The sequence below is a fragment of the Variovorax sp. YR266 genome, from assembly GCF_900107295.1.
Classification (GTDB): domain Bacteria; phylum Pseudomonadota; class Gammaproteobacteria; order Burkholderiales; family Burkholderiaceae_C; genus Variovorax.
In genome coordinates this window covers 127,077-145,984 of record NZ_FNPM01000016.1, presented here as the reverse complement: position 1 = coordinate 145,984, position 18,908 = coordinate 127,077, and the positions used below count along the sequence as shown (strand labels likewise).

20 protein-coding genes and 1 pseudogene are annotated in these 18,908 nt (G+C 67.3%); 9 read left to right on the top strand and 12 right to left on the bottom strand.

What is annotated here, in order from left to right; all coding sequences use genetic code 11:
* The 4 genes and pseudogenes from BLW48_RS30410 to BLW48_RS30395 all read left to right on the top strand — a co-directional run.
* Positions 1-186: pseudogene (locus BLW48_RS30410) on the top strand (hypothetical protein); the annotation flags it as partial.
* A 427-nt stretch (positions 187-613) separates the two neighbouring features.
* A complete protein-coding gene (locus tag BLW48_RS30405; RefSeq protein ID WP_093057336.1) occupies positions 614-958 on the top strand; it encodes a hypothetical protein in 345 nt (114 codons plus the stop codon).
* Positions 948-1,658, top strand: a complete 711-nt coding sequence (locus BLW48_RS30400; protein WP_177142466.1) for a DUF1826 domain-containing protein — start codon at positions 948-950, stop codon at positions 1,656-1,658. The genes BLW48_RS30405 and BLW48_RS30400 overlap by 11 nt, the downstream gene beginning before the upstream one ends.
* Before the next feature lie 25 nt (positions 1,659-1,683).
* Entirely contained in the window at positions 1,684-2,199 is a 516-nt protein-coding gene (locus BLW48_RS30395; RefSeq protein ID WP_177142465.1) for a PTS sugar transporter subunit IIA, read from the top strand.
* Between the two features lie 36 nt (positions 2,200-2,235).
* Here the strand turns inward: BLW48_RS30395 and hpaI are convergent, their stop codons facing one another.
* Genes hpaI through BLW48_RS30375 form a run of 4 tightly spaced genes read right to left on the bottom strand, consistent with a single transcriptional unit; the run spans position 2,236 to position 7,165 of the window.
* Positions 2,236-3,045 carry a 4-hydroxy-2-oxoheptanedioate aldolase gene (hpaI, locus tag BLW48_RS30390; protein ID WP_093179281.1) on the bottom strand — a complete coding sequence of 270 codons (810 nt, stop codon included), beginning with the start codon at positions 3,043-3,045 and terminating at the stop codon, positions 2,236-2,238.
* A 41-nt stretch (positions 3,046-3,086) separates the two neighbouring features.
* The gene (locus tag BLW48_RS30385; RefSeq protein WP_093179280.1) at positions 3,087-4,559 is read right to left on the bottom strand and encodes an NAD-dependent succinate-semialdehyde dehydrogenase; all 1,473 of its coding nucleotides are present in this window, start codon (positions 4,557-4,559) and stop codon (positions 3,087-3,089) included.
* 31 nt (positions 4,560-4,590) lie between these two features.
* Positions 4,591-6,114 (bottom strand): UxaA family hydrolase, encoded by a 1,524-nt coding sequence (locus tag BLW48_RS30380; RefSeq protein WP_093179278.1) that lies wholly within the window; start codon positions 6,112-6,114, stop codon positions 4,591-4,593.
* A 55-nt stretch (positions 6,115-6,169) separates the two neighbouring features.
* Positions 6,170-7,165 carry a tripartite tricarboxylate transporter substrate binding protein gene (locus tag BLW48_RS30375; protein ID WP_093057342.1) on the bottom strand — a complete coding sequence of 332 codons (996 nt, stop codon included), beginning with the start codon at positions 7,163-7,165 and terminating at the stop codon, positions 6,170-6,172.
* Between the two features lie 130 nt (positions 7,166-7,295).
* Between BLW48_RS30375 and BLW48_RS30370 the strand changes: the two genes are divergently transcribed.
* On the top strand, positions 7,296-8,228 hold the full coding sequence (locus BLW48_RS30370) for a LysR substrate-binding domain-containing protein (RefSeq protein ID WP_093179277.1): 933 nt from the start codon (positions 7,296-7,298) through the stop codon (positions 8,226-8,228).
* Here the strand turns inward: BLW48_RS30370 and BLW48_RS30365 are convergent.
* Complete coding sequence (locus BLW48_RS30365) at positions 8,225-8,671, bottom strand: universal stress protein (RefSeq protein ID WP_093057489.1); 447 nt, start codon at positions 8,669-8,671, stop codon at positions 8,225-8,227. The genes BLW48_RS30370 and BLW48_RS30365 overlap by 4 nt on opposite strands.
* A 132-nt stretch (positions 8,672-8,803) precedes the next feature.
* Between BLW48_RS30365 and BLW48_RS30360 the strand changes: the two genes are divergently transcribed.
* The gene (locus BLW48_RS30360; protein ID WP_093179275.1) at positions 8,804-9,157 is read left to right on the top strand and encodes a FlxA-like family protein; all 354 of its coding nucleotides are present in this window, start codon (positions 8,804-8,806) and stop codon (positions 9,155-9,157) included.
* A gap of 1 nt (position 9,158) precedes the next feature.
* Here BLW48_RS30360 and BLW48_RS30355 read toward each other — a convergent pair whose 3' ends face one another.
* Positions 9,159-9,707, bottom strand: coding sequence for a MarR family winged helix-turn-helix transcriptional regulator (locus tag BLW48_RS30355; protein ID WP_093057345.1), 549 nt, complete (start codon positions 9,705-9,707; stop codon positions 9,159-9,161).
* Positions 9,708-9,894: 187 nt separating this feature from the next.
* Between BLW48_RS30355 and BLW48_RS30350 the strand changes: the two genes are divergently transcribed.
* Positions 9,895-10,872 (top strand): tripartite tricarboxylate transporter substrate-binding protein, encoded by a 978-nt coding sequence (locus BLW48_RS30350; protein WP_093057346.1) that lies wholly within the window; start codon positions 9,895-9,897, stop codon positions 10,870-10,872.
* A 12-nt stretch (positions 10,873-10,884) separates the two neighbouring features.
* Here BLW48_RS30350 and BLW48_RS30345 read toward each other — a convergent pair whose 3' ends face one another.
* The 4 genes from BLW48_RS30345 to BLW48_RS30330 are packed head-to-tail and all read right to left on the bottom strand — an operon-like array spanning position 10,885 to position 14,747.
* A complete protein-coding gene (locus BLW48_RS30345; protein ID WP_093179274.1) occupies positions 10,885-12,051 on the bottom strand; it encodes a mandelate racemase/muconate lactonizing enzyme family protein in 1,167 nt (388 codons plus the stop codon).
* A gap of 35 nt (positions 12,052-12,086) precedes the next feature.
* Positions 12,087-12,788, bottom strand: a complete 702-nt coding sequence (locus BLW48_RS30340; RefSeq protein ID WP_093179272.1) for an SDR family NAD(P)-dependent oxidoreductase — start codon at positions 12,786-12,788, stop codon at positions 12,087-12,089.
* Positions 12,778-13,749 carry a Bug family tripartite tricarboxylate transporter substrate binding protein gene (locus BLW48_RS30335; protein ID WP_093077582.1) on the bottom strand — a complete coding sequence of 324 codons (972 nt, stop codon included), beginning with the start codon at positions 13,747-13,749 and terminating at the stop codon, positions 12,778-12,780. Before BLW48_RS30335 ends, BLW48_RS30340 begins: the two co-directional genes overlap by 11 nt.
* Positions 13,750-13,808: 59 nt before the next feature.
* Entirely contained in the window at positions 13,809-14,747 is a 939-nt protein-coding gene (locus BLW48_RS30330; RefSeq protein ID WP_093057350.1) for a dihydrodipicolinate synthase family protein, read from the bottom strand.
* 108 nt (positions 14,748-14,855) lie between these two features.
* Between BLW48_RS30330 and BLW48_RS30325 the strand changes: the two genes are divergently transcribed.
* Positions 14,856-15,791, top strand: a complete 936-nt coding sequence (locus BLW48_RS30325) for a LysR family transcriptional regulator (protein WP_093077630.1) — start codon at positions 14,856-14,858, stop codon at positions 15,789-15,791.
* A gap of 5 nt (positions 15,792-15,796) precedes the next feature.
* On the opposite strand, the gene BLW48_RS30320 is transcribed toward BLW48_RS30325, so the two are convergent.
* The gene (locus tag BLW48_RS30320) at positions 15,797-16,468 is read right to left on the bottom strand and encodes an RraA family protein (protein WP_093179271.1); all 672 of its coding nucleotides are present in this window, start codon (positions 16,466-16,468) and stop codon (positions 15,797-15,799) included.
* Positions 16,469-16,498: 30 nt separating this feature from the next.
* A complete protein-coding gene (locus BLW48_RS30315; protein ID WP_093077579.1) occupies positions 16,499-17,707 on the bottom strand; it encodes an aspartate transaminase in 1,209 nt (402 codons plus the stop codon).
* Positions 17,708-17,878: 171 nt separating this feature from the next.
* On the opposite strand from BLW48_RS30315, the gene nac reads away from it, so the two are divergent.
* A complete protein-coding gene (gene nac / locus BLW48_RS30310; protein ID WP_177142464.1) occupies positions 17,879-18,817 on the top strand; it encodes a nitrogen assimilation transcriptional regulator NAC in 939 nt (312 codons plus the stop codon).
* The last annotated feature ends 91 nt before the right edge of the window (positions 18,818-18,908 follow it).

Here is an 18,908-nt window from a genome sequence, read left to right as displayed (position 1 = left end):
GTCGGCGCGAGCTACGACTTCGGCAACGGCCTGTCGCTGACCGGCTCGGTGCAGGGCGCCAACAAGAAGAGCTCGTACCTGGCAGTGGCCAACCCCGGCGTCGACCTGGGCTTCGGCACCTTCGGCCAGACGACCTACTCGCCGAACAAGGCGCGCTTCATCCTCACGCTGACGAAGACGCTCTGATCCTCAAGGCGACAGGCGGGCCGCGGCCCGCCTTCGTGCACACCATGCCTCCAGAAGAAACGCTCTGGTCCCGCGCTGCTGCGTGGGTTCGGGCTGCTCGCGCCTTGCCTGACATGAGCCTGCATTGGTCCTGCTGCGGCACGCCCATGCTCGATCCCGCGCAGGAGAGCCTGGAAAGCCAGGACGGCGCCGAAGTTCTCCTGGCTTCCTGCGGTCATTGCGGAGCGCGCTGGATGAGCGTTGTTCCGCAAGAGGGCTGCCCGGGTTACTGGGAAATCTCTTGCTCGTCCACGGCCGGTTCCAGTTCGGGCCAGCGCTGAGGCCAGCATATTTACGCGGCATTTCCACCGCAGGGTGCATTGTTTACACCGTTTTCACACGCGCCTGCCGATACTGACACCGTGTTCTTTTCCATTGCAGGAGTTTCATGGCTTACGCCGCTTATCGGGAATACGCAGGCACTGTGCGTGCCAAGAGCGAGACGGTTTTCAAGGTGCTCGACGTCACGGTGCCGTCGGTCGACGCGTGCCGCGTGCGGCGCGGCATCGCCGCATGCAAGGGTGCCGGCGTGCTGCGCTGCGAGCCCCTGATGCGTGTGAATGCAACGTGCGCAAATGGCGCTCCGCGCGCCCGTCTCATGATTCGTCTGCCCCTGGAGAGCTATGCCTCCGTGGTGCACTGTCTGCTCGAATGCGCGCCCGATGGCGAGATCGGCCACCTCACAAGCTGGCGCGAGCATCTCCAGCGTTGTGGTCTGGCCAATGGCGGCTGACCTGGAGAGCGCGGTCGCCGATGCGACGGTCGATTCCGGCAAGACCTTCGTCCACGATTGCCTGAGTCGGCCAGCGCCCTTGCGGCTCCCGCCGGAGATCCTGCTCGGCCAGGACATCGACGTGCTCGAACGCATTCTGGAACCGGGCATCGACCTGGCGCTGTGGCGGCGCGAATCGCAGGCTCCGATTGCTGCATGGCTGGATGCCTTGCCTCCGGCCAGGCATCCCACGGCGCAACTGCAATTGCGCGCGGCCGATGTAGCGGCTGCGTTGCAGGCAGCGTGCAAGACCTCGCGCACGCCGCGTGGACCCGGGCGAGACGCTCTGCTGGCAGACATCGACATGCTCGCCACACGCTTCGCGCTGATCACTGGCAGCCCCCGGATGACCCTTACGCTGCAGGTTCGCGGCTGTGACATCGATGAAAACTGGCACCTTGACCATGCCGGGCTGCATCTGCTGTGCAGCTACAGCGGCCTGGGCACGGAGTGGGTGGCATCTCCGCACGCAGACACGGCACTGCGGATGCCGAAGTGCTTTACGGGACCTTTCGAGCGCATGCCGCTCCAGGCCGTCGCGCTCCTTCAGGGACGTGGCGTGGATGCGCAAGGCGGTGATCGAGGGCTGGTGCACCGTTCGCCGCAACTGCGCTACCTCGGATCGCATCGCTACGTGTTGCGTCTGGACGAACTGCGGTAGATGCGCTCCAACCGGGCGCATCTTCATGAAATTCGAGGAAACGATTTCGATGACACACGACATCGCGCAGATTGCTGCCTGGCTGCAACCGCAGGACATTCTGTTCGACGCCGATGTCCGGGATCGAACGCACGCGCTCGACCTCGTTGCGGCGACGATCTGCGGTGCTCGCGGCCTCGACCCGGCACCGGTCTTTCGCGCATTGTGTCGACGTGAACAGGCCGGATCGACCGCGCTCGGCGACGGATTCGCGATTCCGCACGCACGCATCGACGGCATCGAACGGCCGACCACCCTGTTCATTCGCACCAGGCGGCCGATTGCCTTCGATGCCCCGGACGGCAAGCCGGTCTCCCAAATGCTGGCCATCACGGTGCCGGAGGACGGCGCCAAGGACGATCATCTGCAGTTGCTCGCGCTGATGGCCCGCCTGTTCTCCGAGCATCGTTTCCGGGCGCAGCTCGATGGCGCGCCGGACGCGGCGGCGGTCGAGGACGCGTTTCGGGCGGGGACTGCGCGCGTGGCTTCTGCTTCCTCGTAGCGAGGGGTTCTCTATCTCGCTAACTGCCGCCGTGACTCAGTACGCCCCGCGCGATTCAGGCGGCACGGGGGTGGCAACCGGCGCACCGAGGAAGTCGGCCGCCAACTTGCGCGCGGCGCCCGCGTACAGCAGCACGTCGACGCCGACGGCGACGAAGGTGCAGCCGAGTTCGAGGTAGCGGCGCGCCAGCTTCGGATCTGAAGTCAGCGTGCCGGCAGCCTTGCCGGAAGCCACGATGGTCCGCATCGCGCCTTCGATGGCCGCCTGCACCTCGGGGTGACCAGGCCGGCCGCGATGGCCCATCGAGGCCGCGAGATCGGCGGGGCCGATGAACACGCCGTGCACGCCGTCGACCTCGCAGATCGAGGCGAGGTTGTCCAGTGCCTGCACCGTCTCGGCCTGCACCAGCAGGCAGACTTCGTCGTCAGCCGCGTCGAGATAGTCGGTGCGCGCGCTCCACTGCGACGCGCGTCCGACTGCGCTACCCACGCCGCGAATGCCGCGCGGTGGATAGCGTGTGGCAGACACCAGCGCACGCGCCTGCTCGGCGGTGTCGACCATCGGCACCAGCAGGTTCTTCGCGCCGATATCGAGCAACTGCTTGATGAGTGCGGTGTCGCCCTGCACGGCGCGCACCACCGGCTGGGCCCGATGCGGCGCCACCGCCTGCAGCGCGGCCAGCGTCGAGCGCAAGTCGTTGGGTGCGTGTTCGCCGTCGATCAGCAGCCAGTCGAAGCCGGCGGTTGCGCTGACCTCGGCCATGTACGGATCGGCCATCGAGAGCCAGAGGCCGACCTGCGGCTGGTTTGCGGCCAGGGCCGCCTTGAAGGGGTTGTGAGCGGGCATGTGGGATCTGTCGAAGAGTGGTGATGAATGGGCGCCGGCCGTCAGTCCAGCTGCCCCTGGCACACGTACTTGGTGTGCAGGTAGTCGTCCAGCCCGTGGACCGAGCCCTCGCGGCCGTAGCCCGAGTCCTTCACGCCGCCGAAGGGCGCAGCCTCGGCTGCCAGCGCGCCTTCGTTGATGCCGACGATGCCGGTCTCCAGCGCATCGGCCACGCGCCAGATGCGGCGCACGTCGCGTGAATAGAAATACGCGGCCAGGCCGAAGGGCGTGTCGTTCGCCTGCGCGATCACCTCGGCCTCGTTCGAGAAGCGCGTCAGCGGGGCGACCGGGCCGAAGGTCTCTTCGCAGGCGCAGGCCATGGTGGCGTCTGTATCGGCGAGCACGGTCGGTGCGAAGTAGTTCGAGCCGAGCTCGGGCAGCCGTGTGCCGCCGGTGAGCACGCGCGCGCCGCGCGCCACCGCGTCCTGCACATGGCGCTCGATCTTCTCGACCGCGCGTGCATTGATCATCGGCCCGATCTGAGAGGCCGCGTCGGCGGCAGGTCCGACGCGCAATGCCGCCACGCGTGCAACCAGCAGTTCGGAAAAACGTTCGTGCACTGCCTCATGCACGAAGACGCGGTTCGGGCACACGCAGGTCTGGCCGCCGTTGCGGAACTTGGCGGCCATCAGGCCTTCCACCGCGGCCTCGATGTCTGCATCTTCGAACACGATGAACGGCGCATTGCCGCCGAGTTCGAGCGACAGCTTCTTGAGCGTGTCGGCCGAACGGCGCGCGAGGTGCTTGCCGACGGGCGTGGAGCCGGTGAAAGTGATCTTGCGCACGCGCACATCGTCGAGCCAGGCATCGACCACTTCGGGCGTGCGCTCGCGCGATGCGGTGACGATGTTCAGCACGCCCGGCGGTACGCCGGCTTCGGCGGCCAGTGCCACGAGGGCCAGCGAAGTCAGCGGCGTGTCCTCGGCCGGCTTGCACACCACAGTGCAGCCCGCGGCAAGCGCCGGCGCGATCTTGCGCGCGATCATCGCGGCGGGAAAATTCCACGGCGTGATCGCCGCGACCACGCCGACCGGTTCGCGCAGCGCGAACATGCGCCGGCCCGGTACGGGCGCCGGAATGACGTCGCCGTTGGCGCGTGTGGCTTCCTCGGCAAACCACTCGATGTAGCTGGCCGCATAGGCAACCTCGCCGCGGCCTTCGGCCAGCGGCTTGCCTTGCTCACGCGAGATGAGCCGGCCCAGGTCTTCCTGGTGCGCGAGCACAAGGTCGTTCCAGCGCTTGAGGATCTGCGCGCGCTGCTTGGCGGGTGTTTTGCGCCAGGCGGGAAAGGCGGCATGCGCGGCATCGACGGCTGCGTGCGCGTCGATTGCGCTGGAGTCGGGCACCTGCGCGATGAGGGCGCCGGTGGCCGGGTCGGTCACATCGAGCGTGCGGCCGGAAGCGGAGCGCAGCCATTCGCCGGCGATGAAGTTGGCCGTGCGTTGCAGGTCGGGGCGCGAAAGGGTCAGGGGCATGGAGAGAAGGAGAAAGGAGAAAAGAAGGCGGTCAGCTCACGATGCCCAGGTGCCAGGGCACGAACTCGTGGTCGCCCAGTCCGAGCGTCTCGCTCTTGGTCGGCTCGCCCGAAGCGTGGCGCAGGATCTGCTCGAAGATCTGCTGGCCCAGTTCGGGCACGGAGAGTTCGCCGTCGATCACCACGCCGCAGTTGATGTCCATGTCTTCCTCCAGGCGGCGAAACATCGGCGTGTTGCTCGCGAGCTTGATCGTCGGCGCGGGCTTGCTGCCGAACATCGAGCCGCGTCCGGTGGTGAAGCAGATCAACTGCGCGCCGCTGGCGATCTGCCCCGTTGCGGCCACCGGGTCATAGCCCGGCGAGTCCATGAAGACGAAGCCAGGCTCGTCGATGGGTTCGGCGTATTCGTACACCGCGCGAAGCGGCGTGGTGCCGCCCTTCATCGCAGAGCCCAGCGATTTCTCGAAGATGTTGGCCAGGCCGCCGGCCTGGTTGCCATGGCCCACCACGCCGTTGAACTGTGCGTTCTGGCCGGCCGCGTAGCGCTCCCACCAAGCCAGCCGGTCGAGCAGCTTCTGCCCGACCTCGGGTGTTACGGCGCGGCGCGTGAGCATGAATTCCACACCGTGGATCTCGGGCGTTTCCGACAGGATGGCTGTGCCGCCGTGGCGCACCAGCACGTCCATCGCCGCGCCGAGCGCGGGGTTGGCGGTGATGGCCGAGAAGCCGTCGGAGCCGCCGCATTCGAGCCCTATCTTCAGATGGTGCGCGCCGACGCGCGTGCGCCGTGCGGCATTGGCCTCGGGCAGCATTTCTTCGATTGCGCGGATACCGGCCTCGATGGTCTGGCGCGTGCCGCCCACTTCCTGCATCACCAGCGTGCGCATCAGGCGGCCCGTTTCGAGCCCTTGCGAATCGACCAGCGCATCGACCTGGTTGCGTTCGCAGCCCAGGCCGACGATCAGCACGCCGGCCAGGTTCGGGTGGCGCGCATAGCCCGCCAGCGTGCGGCGCAACACGTCGAAATGCTCGCTCGGCGACGACATGCCGCAGCCGCTGGTCTGCGCGAAGGCGGCCACGCCATCCACGTTGGGAAAGGCGGCCATGCGCTCGGGCGTGAAGTGCGCGGCGATGCGCTTGATGACCGTGGCCGAGCAGTTCACCGACGACAGGATGCCGATGAAGTTGCGCGTGCCGACGCCGCCGCCGGGCCGCTCGAAGCCCATGAAGGTCGCGCGTTCGGCAACCGGCACGAAGTCCACCGGGCGCACGTCCTGGCAGAAGGCCGGGTCGCGGTAGCTGTCGACCAGCGTGAGGTTGTGGCTGTGCACGTAGTCGCCAGCCTGCAGGTCGCGCGAGGCCACGCCGATCACCGTGTCGTACTTCTTCACTTCCTCGCCGGCCGCGATGGCGCGCGACGCGATCTTGTGGCCGGCGGGAATCTGCGCCCTGGCGCGCACGCCGAACTCGGCGATTGTTTCGCCCAGGGCAATGGCGCTCTTGGCGACCAGCACGTTGTCGTTCGAGTGCAGGCGAAGCAGGGGGCTGTCGTTCATGGCGTGGCTTGGGGTTGCTTCGAGCAGGTTCGGATGCCGGTGGGCGAGGGCTTCATCAGCCCTTTTCCATCAGCTCCTTGAGGTTGAGCTTGCGGATCAGATCGGTCTCTTGCCGGTACACGGTCTGCACGTACTTCTGGTATTCGGGGCCGTCCTGGTACATGACCGGCGCATCGATGCTTTCCGCCACCTTGCGGAACTCTTCGCTGTTGACGGCCGTGCGGAACGCATCGCGCAGCCGCTTCTCGACTGCGGCAGGCAGGCCCTTGGGCGCACCGATGCCGTTGGGCGCTTCCACCACCACGTCGAAGCCGAGCTCCTTTAGCGTGGGCGTGTCCTTGAAGCGCGGCGTGCGCGCTTCGCCCCAGGTGGCGAGCAGGCGCAGCTTGCCGCTTTCGACGTGCGGCGCCCACGAACTGCTGTCGGCCAGCATGTCGACCTGTTCGCCCAGCACGTCCTGCAGCGCGGCCGAGCCGCCCTTGTAGGCGATGGCGTTGAACTTCACGCCGGCGGCCTGCGCGAACTGCTCCATGCCCACGTGCGTTGCGCCGCCGATGCCGGCGTGTGCGTAGGTGACGGTGCCGGGATGGGCCTTGGCCTGCGCCACGGCGTCGCGCAGCGACTTGAACGGCGAGCGTGCCGGCACCGCGATGCCGAAGGTCTGGCCCGAAGTGCGCGCGAGGTAGGTGAGGTCTTTCAGTGGATCGAGCTGCACCGTGCCGATCTGGGAGAAGCGCGTGACCGAAATCGGTATCTGGCCGATCGTGTAGCCGTCGGGCCGAGCCGAGGCCAGCGCCTTGGTGCCGATCATTCCCGAGGCACCTGCGCGGTTCTCCAGCGCAATGGGCTGCCCGAGTTCGCGTGCGGCGATCTGGCAGATGATGCGCATCGACCGGTCGGCCGTGCCGCCTGCGGGCCACGGGCAGATGAACGTGAGGGGGCGTTCGGGGTAGTCGGCGGCCAGCGCGCGAGCGGGGGCGGTGGCGAGAGCTGCGGCGCCGAGGCCGCCCAGCACGAGCTGGCGCCGCGCCATGTTGCGAGGGGTTTTCATCGTTGTCTCCAGAAATCGTTGTTCGGCAAGCACAGCGGATTCTTCCGGAGACAATCATGGCCATCCAATGAAATAGCGGACTCTCTTCATGAGCTCCAGGTTATGAAGGAGAAAGCCCGCTCAAAGCGCCATGAGCCAGATCGATCGCGTTCTTCGTTCCAACCTCAAGCTGCGTCATCTGCAACTGCTGGTGGCGCTGGACGAGTTTCGCCACCTGGGGCGGGTCTCGGAGTTTCTTTCGATCACGCAGCCGGCCGTTTCGAAGATGCTGGCAGAGATCGAGCGCATGTTCGATCTGAAACTGTTCACGCGCTCCACGCGCGGCACCGAGCCCACGCCCTTCGGCGTCACGGTGGTGCGCTTTGCGCGCTCGGTGCTGGCCGACTACCAGCGCACGCGCGACGAGATCGACGCCGTGGCCAGCGGCGGCGCAGGCCGCACCAGCGTGGGCGCGATGGTGGTGGCCACGCCGAGCCTGCTCGTCAAGGCCATCCAGCAGCTCAAGAAGCAGTCGGCACTGACCACCGTGATGGTGGAAGAGGGCGATCTCACGCGGCTGCTGCCTCGTCTGCGCGTGGGCGAACTCGACCTGATCGTCGGCCGGCTGGAGCCCGGCTATGCCTCGCCGGACCTGGAGACCGAAGCCCTCTACACGGAGCCGATGTGCATCGTGGTGAGCCCCGGCCACCCGTTGGCGGAGGCTTCCAGGCCAAGCTGGAAGATGCTCGCCGAGCTGCCCTGGGTGGTGCCCCCGCCGTGGGCTTCATCGCGCTCGAAGCTGGCCCAGATGTTCTACAAGCACCGCCTCGTGCCGCCGGCGGACATCGTCGAGACAGCGTCGTTTCTTGTCACGCTGTCCGTCATGCATGAGCGGCCGGCCGTGGGGTTCCTCGCGCGAAGCGTCGCCCGGCACTTCGCGAAGCAGGGGCAGCTGTGCATCCTGAAGATCAACGTGCCGATCGAGCTTCCGCCGGTGGGCATCATCACGCTGCGGGGGCGTTCGCAGACGCCCGCCAGTCAGCTCCTGATGGAGTGCCTGCGAAAGGTCGCGCCGCCGCGTTAGCGCAGCACCAGCACCGGAATGTGCGAGTGCGTCAGCACGTGCAGCGTCTCGCTGCCCATCAGCAGGCGCGCCAGGCTGCGCCGTCCGTGCGAGGCCATCACGATCAGGTCGCACTGCTGGTTCTTCGCGGTCGTGATGATGGCCTCGGCCACCTGGTTCGACTTCATGACGATGGCCTGCGGATTGCGAACGCCCTTGGCGACCGCAGTGGCCACGACCTTGTCGACCAGTTGCTGCGCGGCGCGGTCCGTATGCTCCTGGGAGGCCTGGATGTCCCGCTGGCTCAGCATCATCGAGCCTTCGAAGTAGCCGACCGGCTCGATGTGCGCGACGGTGACGCTCACCAGTTCCGCGTTGGTCAACAGGGCCAGGTCGATGGCGGCGTTGACTGCTTGCTCCGACAGCGCGGAGCCGTCGGTTGCGACAAGAACACGCTTGTACATGGCAGGCTCCTTGGCCCCCGGCACCGCGGGTGCCCTCATGTTCAGTCTAGTTCGCGATCGCGGTCATGCAAGGCCCTTCAGTTTTCGCCTCGGTTGCCGATAACCCTCCTGAGGACACAACAGAGGACCCAGATGCTGAATGCCATCAGTGCGACCGGCAGCGCCAGAAGCGGAGGCGACGTCAACGCCGAAATCGCGAAGATCCAGCGCCAGATCACGACGACTCAGAAGCAGATCGCGAAAACGCAGGGCCAGCTGCTCGGCACGCCCGAGGGCGACGCGCGCGATGCGATCCGGCTGCAGCTCGAAGCGCTGGCGGCCCGGCTTGCCATGCTGCAGCAGCAGATGAACGCGCTGCGCACGGCCAGCGTTCAAAAGAGCGCGATGGCTTCAATGGAAGAGAGCAGCAGCAGCGGCAGCAGCACATCGCAGCGCGCCAACGCTGGTAGCACTTCGATCGGCAGCATGCTGGACGTGAAGGCCTGACTCAGCCTCCGCGTTCCGGCCACCGGTGCCGCGTGCCCCCCGAGCGCCGGTCCGCCTTCTCCATGACAACGCCCTGCACGAGCAACTGCTCTCCGCGTTGCTCCAGGTGCTGCAGGCAGCGAAGAAAGACATCGAGATCCGCAGGCTCGATGCCTTCGAGCAATTCGGTGTTCAGCCCCGCGATCCGGGGAAACAGCCTGCCGAACAACTGCTGGCCTGAAGCGCTCAGCCGCACGTGCACTTCGCGGCGGTCCTGAGCGTCCTGCCGCCGCACCACCAGCTTTTTCTCGACCAGGCTGCGCAGTCCGCGCGAAGTGCGCACGCGGTCCAGGTGCAGGTGCGTGGCCAGCGTCGACGCAGTCATCTCGCCCTCCTGCGCCAGCGTGGCGATCATTCCCCACTCGCGGCGCGTGATGCCGAAGCCTCCTTCGACCAGGCGGGTCGCCATGCCGTTGCCCGAGCGCATGGCTCGTGCCAGGCGGTACAGCAGCAGGTCGTTCAGGGAACGGGGCGCGCGCAACGCTGCTGCATCGGGAAAAGCTTGTTGCATACGTATGAAAAATGGGATGGGGAGTGTGGTTCGCCCGCCTCGGAGCACTGGTAGTTGATTAGATCAACTGTTTGCCCATACGTATAAACCGGTAACAAATTTGAACGAACGGAAACAGTCTTGGCGCGCGATTTTCGCCGTGAAAACTCGCGCGCCCCGTTCACGACAACCGCTCGCAGGAGATCCGATGCCCGCATTCCTTTCCAGGCGCAAGCTCATCATGGCGTGGGGCATTGCCCTGGCCGCTTGCGCTCCCATGGTCCACGCCCAGGCGCTGGACGGCGGGCCGCTCACCCTCGTGGTCGGCTATGCGCCGGGCGGCAGCACCGACCGCATCGCGCGCCTGATCGCCGAGCGGCTGACGCCCAAGCTCGGCGTTCAGGTGAGCGTGGAAAATCGTCCGGGCGAGGGCGGCCGGCTCGCGGCCAAGGAAGTAAAGCGCGCCCCCGCCGGGCAGAACGTGCTGATGCTCGGCAACCCCGCCGTGATGGTGGTCGCGCCGCTGGTCTTCAAGGACGCGGGCTATGACCCCGACAAGGACTTCGTGCCCGTGTCGCAAGTCAGCAGCTACGACTTTGCGCTGGCGGTCGGCAACAAGCTCCAGCTCGACCGCGCGATGTTTCTCGTGAGCCGGCTGTGGGCACATCCGGAAGAGGCGATTTTCGGCGTGCCCGCCACTGGCAGCCTGCCTCACTTCTTCGGCCTGATGGTGGGCGATGCGCTGAGCGTGCAGCCGCAGATCAAGGGCTACGGCGGTTCGGCGCCTCTGGCGGCCGACCTGAGCGGCGGCAGCCTGCCCATTGCCATCGACACGCTCGATTCGCTCTATCCGCAGCACGTGGCCGGCAAGATCCGCATCCTGGCCACCTCGGGCAAGAAGCGCGCGAGCTTCGCGCCCAACATTCCCATCTTCCGCGAAGCCGGCATGAAGATCGATGCCGACGGCTGGAACACCTTCTTCGCGCCCAGCACCATGCCGAACGCCAAGGTGCAACTGCTGGCCAACGCGATCCGCGACGTCATGAAAGACCCGGGCCTGCAGAAGGCGGCCGACGCGCTATACATCACGCCCGTGATCAGCAATGCGGCCGAGACGGCTCAGATGCTGAAGGCCTTTCGCGCGCAGTGGGAGCCAGTGGTTCGGCGCTCCGGCTTCCAGCCCTGAGACTTTCTTTCGTCAGCTCGCAAGCGCCCGCATCTCCGCAATGAGATCGGCCTTGCCCTCGAAGCCGATGCCCGGCAGCGGCGGCAGCGTGACGTAGCCGTTGTCCACCTTCACGCCATCGGGGAAGCCGCCGTAGGGCTGGAACAGGTCGGGGTAGCTCTCGTTGCCGCCGAGCCCGAGGCCGGCCGCAATGGCGAGCGACATCTGGTGGCCGCCGTGCGGAATGCAGCGCGAGGGCGACCAGCCGTGCGCTTTCAGCATGTCGAGCGTGCGCAGGTACTCCACCAGCCCGTAGCTCAGCGCGCAGTCGAACTGCAGCCAGTCGCGGTCGGGCCGCATGCCGCCATGGCGAATCAGGTTGCGCGCGTCCTGCATCGAGAACAGGTTCTCGCCCGTGGCCATGGGGCCGGCGTACACCTCGCCGAGCTTCGCCTGCAGCTCGTAGTCGAGCGGATCGCCGGCTTCCTCGTACCAGAACAGCGGGTACTGCGACAGCGCGCGGCCGTAGTCGACGGCGGTCTTCAGGTCGAAGCGGCCATTGGCATCCACTGCCAGTTGCTGGCCGGGGCCGAGGATCTTCAGCACCGACTCGATGCGCTCGCAGTCTTCAGCGAGCGTGGCGCCGCCGATCTTCATCTTCACCACCGAGTAGCCGCGTTCCAGGTAGCTGGTCATCTCGCGTTGCAGGCCTTCCACGCCCTTGCCGGGGTAGTAGTAGCCGCCCGCTGCGTAGACGAACACGCGCGGGTTCGGCGTGCCGTTGCCGTAGCGCTCGGCCAGCAACTGGTAGAGCGGCTTGCCCGCGATCTTGGCGGTGGCGTCCCACACCGCCATGTCGATGGTGCCCACGGCCACCGAGCGCTCGCCGTGGCCGCCGGGCTTCTCGTTGATCATCATGCGGGCCCAGATCTTGTGCGGATCGAGGTTGTCGCCGGTTTCGTCGAGCAGCGACGCGGGCTCGGCTTCGAGCAGGCGCGGCAGGAAGCGCTCGCGGATCAGCCCGCCCTGGCCATAGCGGCCGTTGGAGTTGAAGCCATAGCCGATGACGGACTTGCCATCGCGGATCACGTCGGTGACCACGGCCACGAGGCTCAGGGTCATCTTCGAGAAGTCGATGTAGGCGTTGCGGATGTCCGACTTGATGGGACGGGTGGATTCGAGGATGTTGACGATTTTCATGGTCGGGTTCGGGGGATGGAGAAAGCGAAAGACGTTCAGCGGTGCAGCGACGAGCCGCCGCAGATGGCGACGTCCTGCCCCGTGATGGCCGCCGCTGGCGGCGACAGAAGAAAGCCCACGAGCGCAGCGATTTCCTCGGGCTGTATCAGCCGGCCGATGGGCGGCATGCGCGGTGCGCTGCCCGCGCGTGCCGGGTCCTGCAGCATCGAGGTCTGCGTGGCACCGGGCGACACCACGTTGACGGTCACGCCCTGGGCCGCGACCTCCGCGGCCCAGCTGCGCGCGAGCGCGCTCAGCGCCGCCTTGGTCGCGGCGTACTGGCCGCGACCGGGCAAGCCCTGTGCGACGCGGCTGCCGACGAACACGACGCGGCCGTGTCCGCGCGCGGCCATCGCGGGCACGAGGGCGTCGGCCAGCCGCGTGGCCGCGTCGACGTGCAGGCGCCACATGAGTTCGCCGCTCGCGTGGTCGAGTGAACCCAGCGGGCCGACTCGCAGCACGCCGGCTGCGTGCACCAGCGCATCGGCGTTCTGAAGCGCGGCGGCTGTGCGCGCGATGGCATCGGCATCGCACAGGTCGACGGCTACATGCACGAAGCCCGCGTGAGACAACGTGGGCGCGGCCAGATCGAGCCCGCTCACGCGCCAACCCGCTTCGAGCAACTGCGACGCAATGGCACGGCCGATGCCGCCGCTGCTGCCCGTCACCACTGCATGCGGGGCAGCCTCATTCGACATGGATGTTGCCCTCCACGATGATCTTCTTCGAGCGCGCCATGTCCTCGGCCTGGAACTTCACGAAGTCTTCGACGCTGCCCGGTGTCAGCAGCAAGCCCTGCGCACCCAGCGTCTCGCGCATGTCGGTGCCCAGTGCCTTGTTGACCTCGGCGTTCAGCCGCTGCGTGACGGCGGCCGGCAGCTTCGCGGGCCCCCACAGGCCATACCAGCTGTAGAACTCGTAGCCCGGGATGCTCTCGCCCACGGTAGGCACGTTTGGCAGGCTCGCGGCGCGCGTGGCCGAGGTCACGGCAATCACCTTCACCATGCCACTCTTGTGGTACTGCAGTGAACCAAGGATGGGGTCGATGAAGCCGTCGATCTGCCCGCCGATCAGGTCCTGGAACGCGGGCGCCGTGCCCTTGTACGGCACGATCAGGTAGTCGAGCCCGCCGCCCGCGCGCTTGAGCAGTTCGGTCGACAGGTGGCCCGCCGATCCGATGGAGCCCACTGCGAAGGTCATCTTGCCCGGGTGCGCCTTGGCGTACGCGATGAGCGACTTCACGTCCGTCACAGGCAGGTTCTTGTTGACGGCCACCGAAAGCGGCGCCTTGGCCACCAGCGCCACGGGGGTAAAGTCTTTCACCACCTCGTAGGGCACGGCCTTCATGGTCATCGGCGCGGTGGTGAAGGTCGATGCATTGAACAGCAGCGTATAGCCGTCGGCCGGCGCCTTCGACACCACGTCGGCGCCGATGACGCCGTTGCCGCCCGCGCGGTTCTCCACGATGAAGCTCTGGCCCGTCTGCTCGCCGAGCTTCTGCGCCAGTAGGCGGCCGATGGTGTCGAGCGTGCCGCCCGGCGGAAACGGAATCACCATGCGCACCGGGCGGCTTGGCCAGGTCTGGGCGAAGCCGGCGGTGGATGCCGCGGCCAGCGCGAGGGCGGCCAGCGTGGCCCGCAGGAAATGGTTGCGTTGCATGTCTCTTGTCTCCTTGTGGTTTTTCATCGGGGCATCGCGGGTGTCGCGGCCCCGTGGGCTCAGCGCTTCGACAGGCCGGCCTGCTGCACGGCGGCGTGCAATGCATCCATCTCGCGCGCATTCGGCGCTTCCGTCGGCGGGCGCACGGTGGCGTTGTCGAGCACGCCGGCCAGGAACATGCCGCCCTTCATGCGCGCGTGCGCCTCGCCGGTCGGCTCGCCGCCGCCGTACACCGCATCTTTCAGCGGCGTGATGAGCGCCTGCACCGCCATCGCCTTCTTCAGATCGCCGGCCTTCACCGCATTCCACAGGTCGATGATCAATTGCGGAATGAAGGTCGCGAAGCCGACCAGCGCGCCGTCCACGCCCTGCACCATCGAGGCCAGCAGGTACTCGTCGTGGCAGGTCAGGATGGCCTTCGATGCATCGGCCTCGCGGATCGCCTGGATGTCGCGGGCGTACTTGTTCATGTCGCGCTGGCCTACCTTGAAGGCCTGCAGGTAGGGCAGGCGCGCCAGCTCGGCCAGGAGCTGCGACGAGTAAGAGGCGCGCGTCCAGGCCGGATACACGTGGCAGACCAGGTCCAGCTCCGGCGCGGCGCGGTGGATGGCCTCGAAGTACTGCAGCGCATGGCCGGGCGTGAAACCGAAGCGCAGCCAGTGGTGCGGCGGCATCACGTCGAGCGCCACCGCGCCGGCAGCCTGCGCGGCGCGTGCATGCTCGGCAGCCTCGGCCAGGCCTTCGCAAACGATCGACGAAATCACCGGCGTGCGGCCGCGCAGTTCGTCGGCCACGATGCGCGTCACCTCGGCGCGTTCCGAGGGCGTCAGCGAAAACACTTCGCCGGTGTGGCCATTGGTCATGATCGCCACCACGCCGTCATGGCCGGCCAGCCACGAGGCCAGCTTGCGCAGCGCCGGCTCGTCGATGCGGTGGTCGGCCGTGAAGGGGCAGGAAATGGCGGGGATGATCCCGCGATAATTCGCGATGGAAGGCATGCTGTGTCTCCGTTGTGGTTCAAGGTGCAGGAATGGGTGCATCTTTTGCCGGCGGGGCGCGAGCCGTCCAATACTCGAATCGCATACAACTATTCAACTGCGCTGCGCATGGGCCCCGGCAACCGACCCCTCGACCTCGAATGGCTGGAAGATTTCCTGGCCCTGGCCGAGTCCGGCAATTTCTCGCGTGCCGCGCAGGCGCGCTCCATTGCGCAGCCCGCCTTCAGCCGCCACATCCGCTCGCTGGAGGAGTGGGTGGGCGTCGACCTGTTCGACCGCAGCGGGCACCCGACCGCGCTCACGGCGGCGGGCAAGCGCTTTCAGCCCCTGCTGCAGGAAGTGCTCGCGGGCCTCGAAGCCGCGCGCATCAAGGCCCGCGCCGCGCACGACCTGGACGCCGCCAGCCTGAGCTTCGCCGCCACGCACGTGCTGTCGCTCACCTTTTTCCCGCGCTGGCTGGGCAGCGTGGAATCGCGCCTGAGCATGGGCCCGATCCAGACCGTTTCCGACAGCTCGTACGCCTGCGAAGACCTGATGCTGCAGCGCCGCGTGCAGTTCGTGCTGTGCCACGGACACGCAGGCGCGCCGGGGCGGCTCGACGACACCGGCTACCCGGTCCAGCGATTGAGCGAAGACGTGCTGGTGCCCGTGAGCGCGCCCGATGCAAACGGCGCTCCGCTGCATGTGCTGGGCGCAGGCCAGTCGCCTTCCGTGCTGGCCTACAGCGATGCCTCGGGACTGGGCCGGATTATGCGGGCCATGCAGGACAGCGAATTCGGCAAGGACTTCGCCGCCTCGCTGTCGATCGTCTTCACGGCCCACCATGCCGCGCTGCTGCGCACCATGGCGCTCGAAGGCCGCGGCCTTGCGTGGCTGCCGATGAGCCTGGTGGCTGAAGACCTGCGCAGCGGCACGCTGGTCGATGCCGGCGCGGGTGGCTGGCGCGTGCCGGTGGACATCCGGCTGTACCGCCAGCAGGCGCACATGGCGCCGGTGGCGGAAGCGCTGTGGGCGCTGGTCAGCGGCGGCGCCTCAGGCGCCTGACCGCTTCAATTGGCGCAGCGTGCCTCGAGAGCATCGAGGAACGAGCGGTCCCAGCGACCTTCCTTCATCGCCTGGATCGTGCGCGCTTCCGTTTCCAGGTGCGCGCGGGCCTTCTCGATCAACAACTCGGCCTCGTCGGGCGAGAAGGCGAGCAGCCCGTCCTGGTCGCCCACCACGATGTCGCCCGGGTTCACGATCATGCCGCCGACCGACACCGGCACGTTGATCTCGCCGGGGCCGTCCTTGTAGGGGCCGCGATGGTTCACGCCGCGCGCATACACCGGGTAGTCGCGCTCGCGGATCTCGGCCACGTCGCGGATGGCGCCGTCGAGCACCAGGCCCGCGGTGCCGATGGTCGCGGTATAGAACGACAGGATGCCGCCGATCACGGCGTTCGTGATGTCGCCGCCCGCATCGATCACCAGCACGTCGCCGGGCCGGCAGAACTCGAAGGCGCGCATCGGCGTGAGGTTGTCGCCGCCGCGCGTCTTCACGGTGACGGCCGTGCCCGCCATGGTCTTGCGCCCGGGGCGGTGGTAGGGCTGCAGGCCGACGCTGCCGATGTTGCGGTGCAGGTTGTCGCTGAGCGCGGCCACCGGAATGTCCTGCAGCGCGGCGATGATGGCCGGCGCCACTTGCGGGGCCGACGGGTTCTTGCGGATGGCTTTGTAGGGCATGACTGGTCCTTGTGAGTTCTTCGGCGCGCGTCAGCGCAGTGCGGCCACTGCACGGGCGATGCGCGTGCAGCCTTCTTCCAGCGTCTCGATCGACGTGGCAATGGAAAGACGGAAGTAGGGCGACAGGCCGTACGCGGTGCCCGCGACCACGGCAACGCCTTCGCTTTCGAGCAGGTACATCACCACGTCGCCGTCCTCGTTCAGGCGCTTGCCTTCGGGCGTGGTCTTGCCGATGAGGCCGCCGCAGTTGATGTACAGGTAGAAGGCGCCGGGCGGCGTGGCGCAGCTGAGGCCGGGAATATCGTTGATGAGCGCCAGCGTGCGATCGCGCCGCTGCTTGTACACGGCCACGCTCTCGGCCACGAAGCCCTGGTCGCCATTCAATGCAGCAGCCGCGGCCGCCTGGCTCACCGAGCAGCAGTTGCCGGTGGACTGCGACAGCAGCGTGTCCAGCGCCTTGATCAGGTCCACCGGCCCGGCCGCATAGCCGATGCGCCAGCCGGTCATCGCATAGGTCTTGGAGACGCCGTTCACTATCAGCGTGCGATCGCGCAGCGCGGGCGCCTCCACGAGGAGGTGCGGCGTCGCCTCACCGTCGAAGCGGATGTGCTCGTAGATCTCGTCGGTCATCACCATCACGTGCGGATGGCGTTCCAGCACTTCGGCCAGCGCGCGGTATTCGGCGGCCGTGTAGCTCGCACCGGTCGGGTTGCTCGGCGAATTGATCAGCAGCCAGCGCGTGCGTGGCGTGATGGCGGCCTCGAGCTGCGCGGGCGCGAGCTTGAAGCCCTGGGATTCGGGGCAGGCCACGGTAACGGGCGTGCCCTCGCAGGCGAGCACCATGTCGGGGTACGACACCCAGTAGGGTGCGGGAATGATCACCTCGTCGCCCGGCTCCAGCGTGATCGCGAAGGCGTTGTAGATCGCGCTCTTCGCGCCGCTGGTGGCAATGATCTCGTTCATCGCATAGCGCAGGCCGTTCTCGCGTTCGAGCTTGGCGACGATGGCTTCGCGCAGCTCCACCGTGCCCGCCATCAGCGTGTAGCGCGTGGCGCCGCGCTCGATGGCGGCGGCCGCGGCCTGGCGGATGTGGGGCGGGGTGTCGAAGTCGGGCTCGCCCACTACGAGATTCACGATCGACTTGCCCTGCCTGCGCAGTTCGTTGGCGCGGTCGGCGGCCGAGGTGCTGGGCGAGGGCTTGATGCGCCGCACGCGGGCGGCAATGCGGGACGTGGTCACATGACTTCCTGTTCTTGCTGTGCAGAGGCTTGCATGGACCGAACGGTACGCACATCGAACAGCCGAGGCCAAGACGACTTTTCACTGGTTGTATAGGCGCAGCTTATGGTGAGCCCTGATACCGGCTGTGCAGGGCCGGTGCTAGGCTTGGCTTTTGCTTGGGGACAAGGCGTGAACCTGCGACGCCTCAAATATTTCGTGAAGATCGTGGACATCGGCAGCCTGACGCAGGCGGCAGAGGTCCTTTTCATCGCCCAGCCTGCGCTGAGCCAGCAACTGGCCACGCTCGAGGGCGAAGTGCGCCAGCAGCTGCTCGTGCGCACCAAGCGCGGCGTGACGCCCACCGAAGCCGGCAAGGTGCTGTACCGCCATGCGCAGATCATCCTGCGCCAGTGCGAGCAGGCCCGCGTCGACATGGAGGCTGCCGGCGAAGGGCTCTCGGGCCAGGTGTCGGTGGGGCTCGCGCCCGGCACGGCCGCATCGGCGCTGTCGTTGCCGCTGCTGCGCACCGTGCGCGCGCGCCACCCGGGCATCCTGCTCTACCTGAACGAGAACTACGGCACTACGCTGAGCGAGCTCATCATGAATGGCCGCATGGACCTCGCCGTGCTCTACGGCGACAAGGCCATTCACGGGCTTACGTTCTTGCCGCTGCTCAAGGAGCCGCTGTTCCTGGTCGGCCCCGCATCGATGCCGGCGCCCTCGCAGCCTGTGAAGCTGGTCGACCTGCGCGACATCGAACTCTTTCTGCCGCGCCCGTACAACGTGGTGCGCAAGTTGGTGGACGCGGCCTTCGTGCGTGCGGGCATGGTGCCGCGCGTGGTGGCGGAGATCGAATCGGCCTTTACCCTCACTGCGGCCATTGCCGACGGGCTGGGCGCGACCATCCTGCCGGCGTCGATGGCGCGCGAGGTGGTCGCGAGCTGCGGGGCCTGGCAATTCCCCATCGTCGACCCGGTCATCGAGGCGCCGCTGGCGCTGTGCCAGTCCGACCACCTGCCGCTGTCCGAACCCGCGCAGGCGGTGAAAGACATCCTGCTCGAACTCGTGGTCGACCTGGCCCGCACTGTCGCATCGACGCCTGAACCCGAGCTCGCCGCCCTGTCGTAAGGCCGCAAGGCGCCCGTCATAAGGCGCCCTTATCCCGGCACAGCCAATCCGTCTTTGGCTTCGGGCTCGCGGCCCGTTACCTTTCATGCAT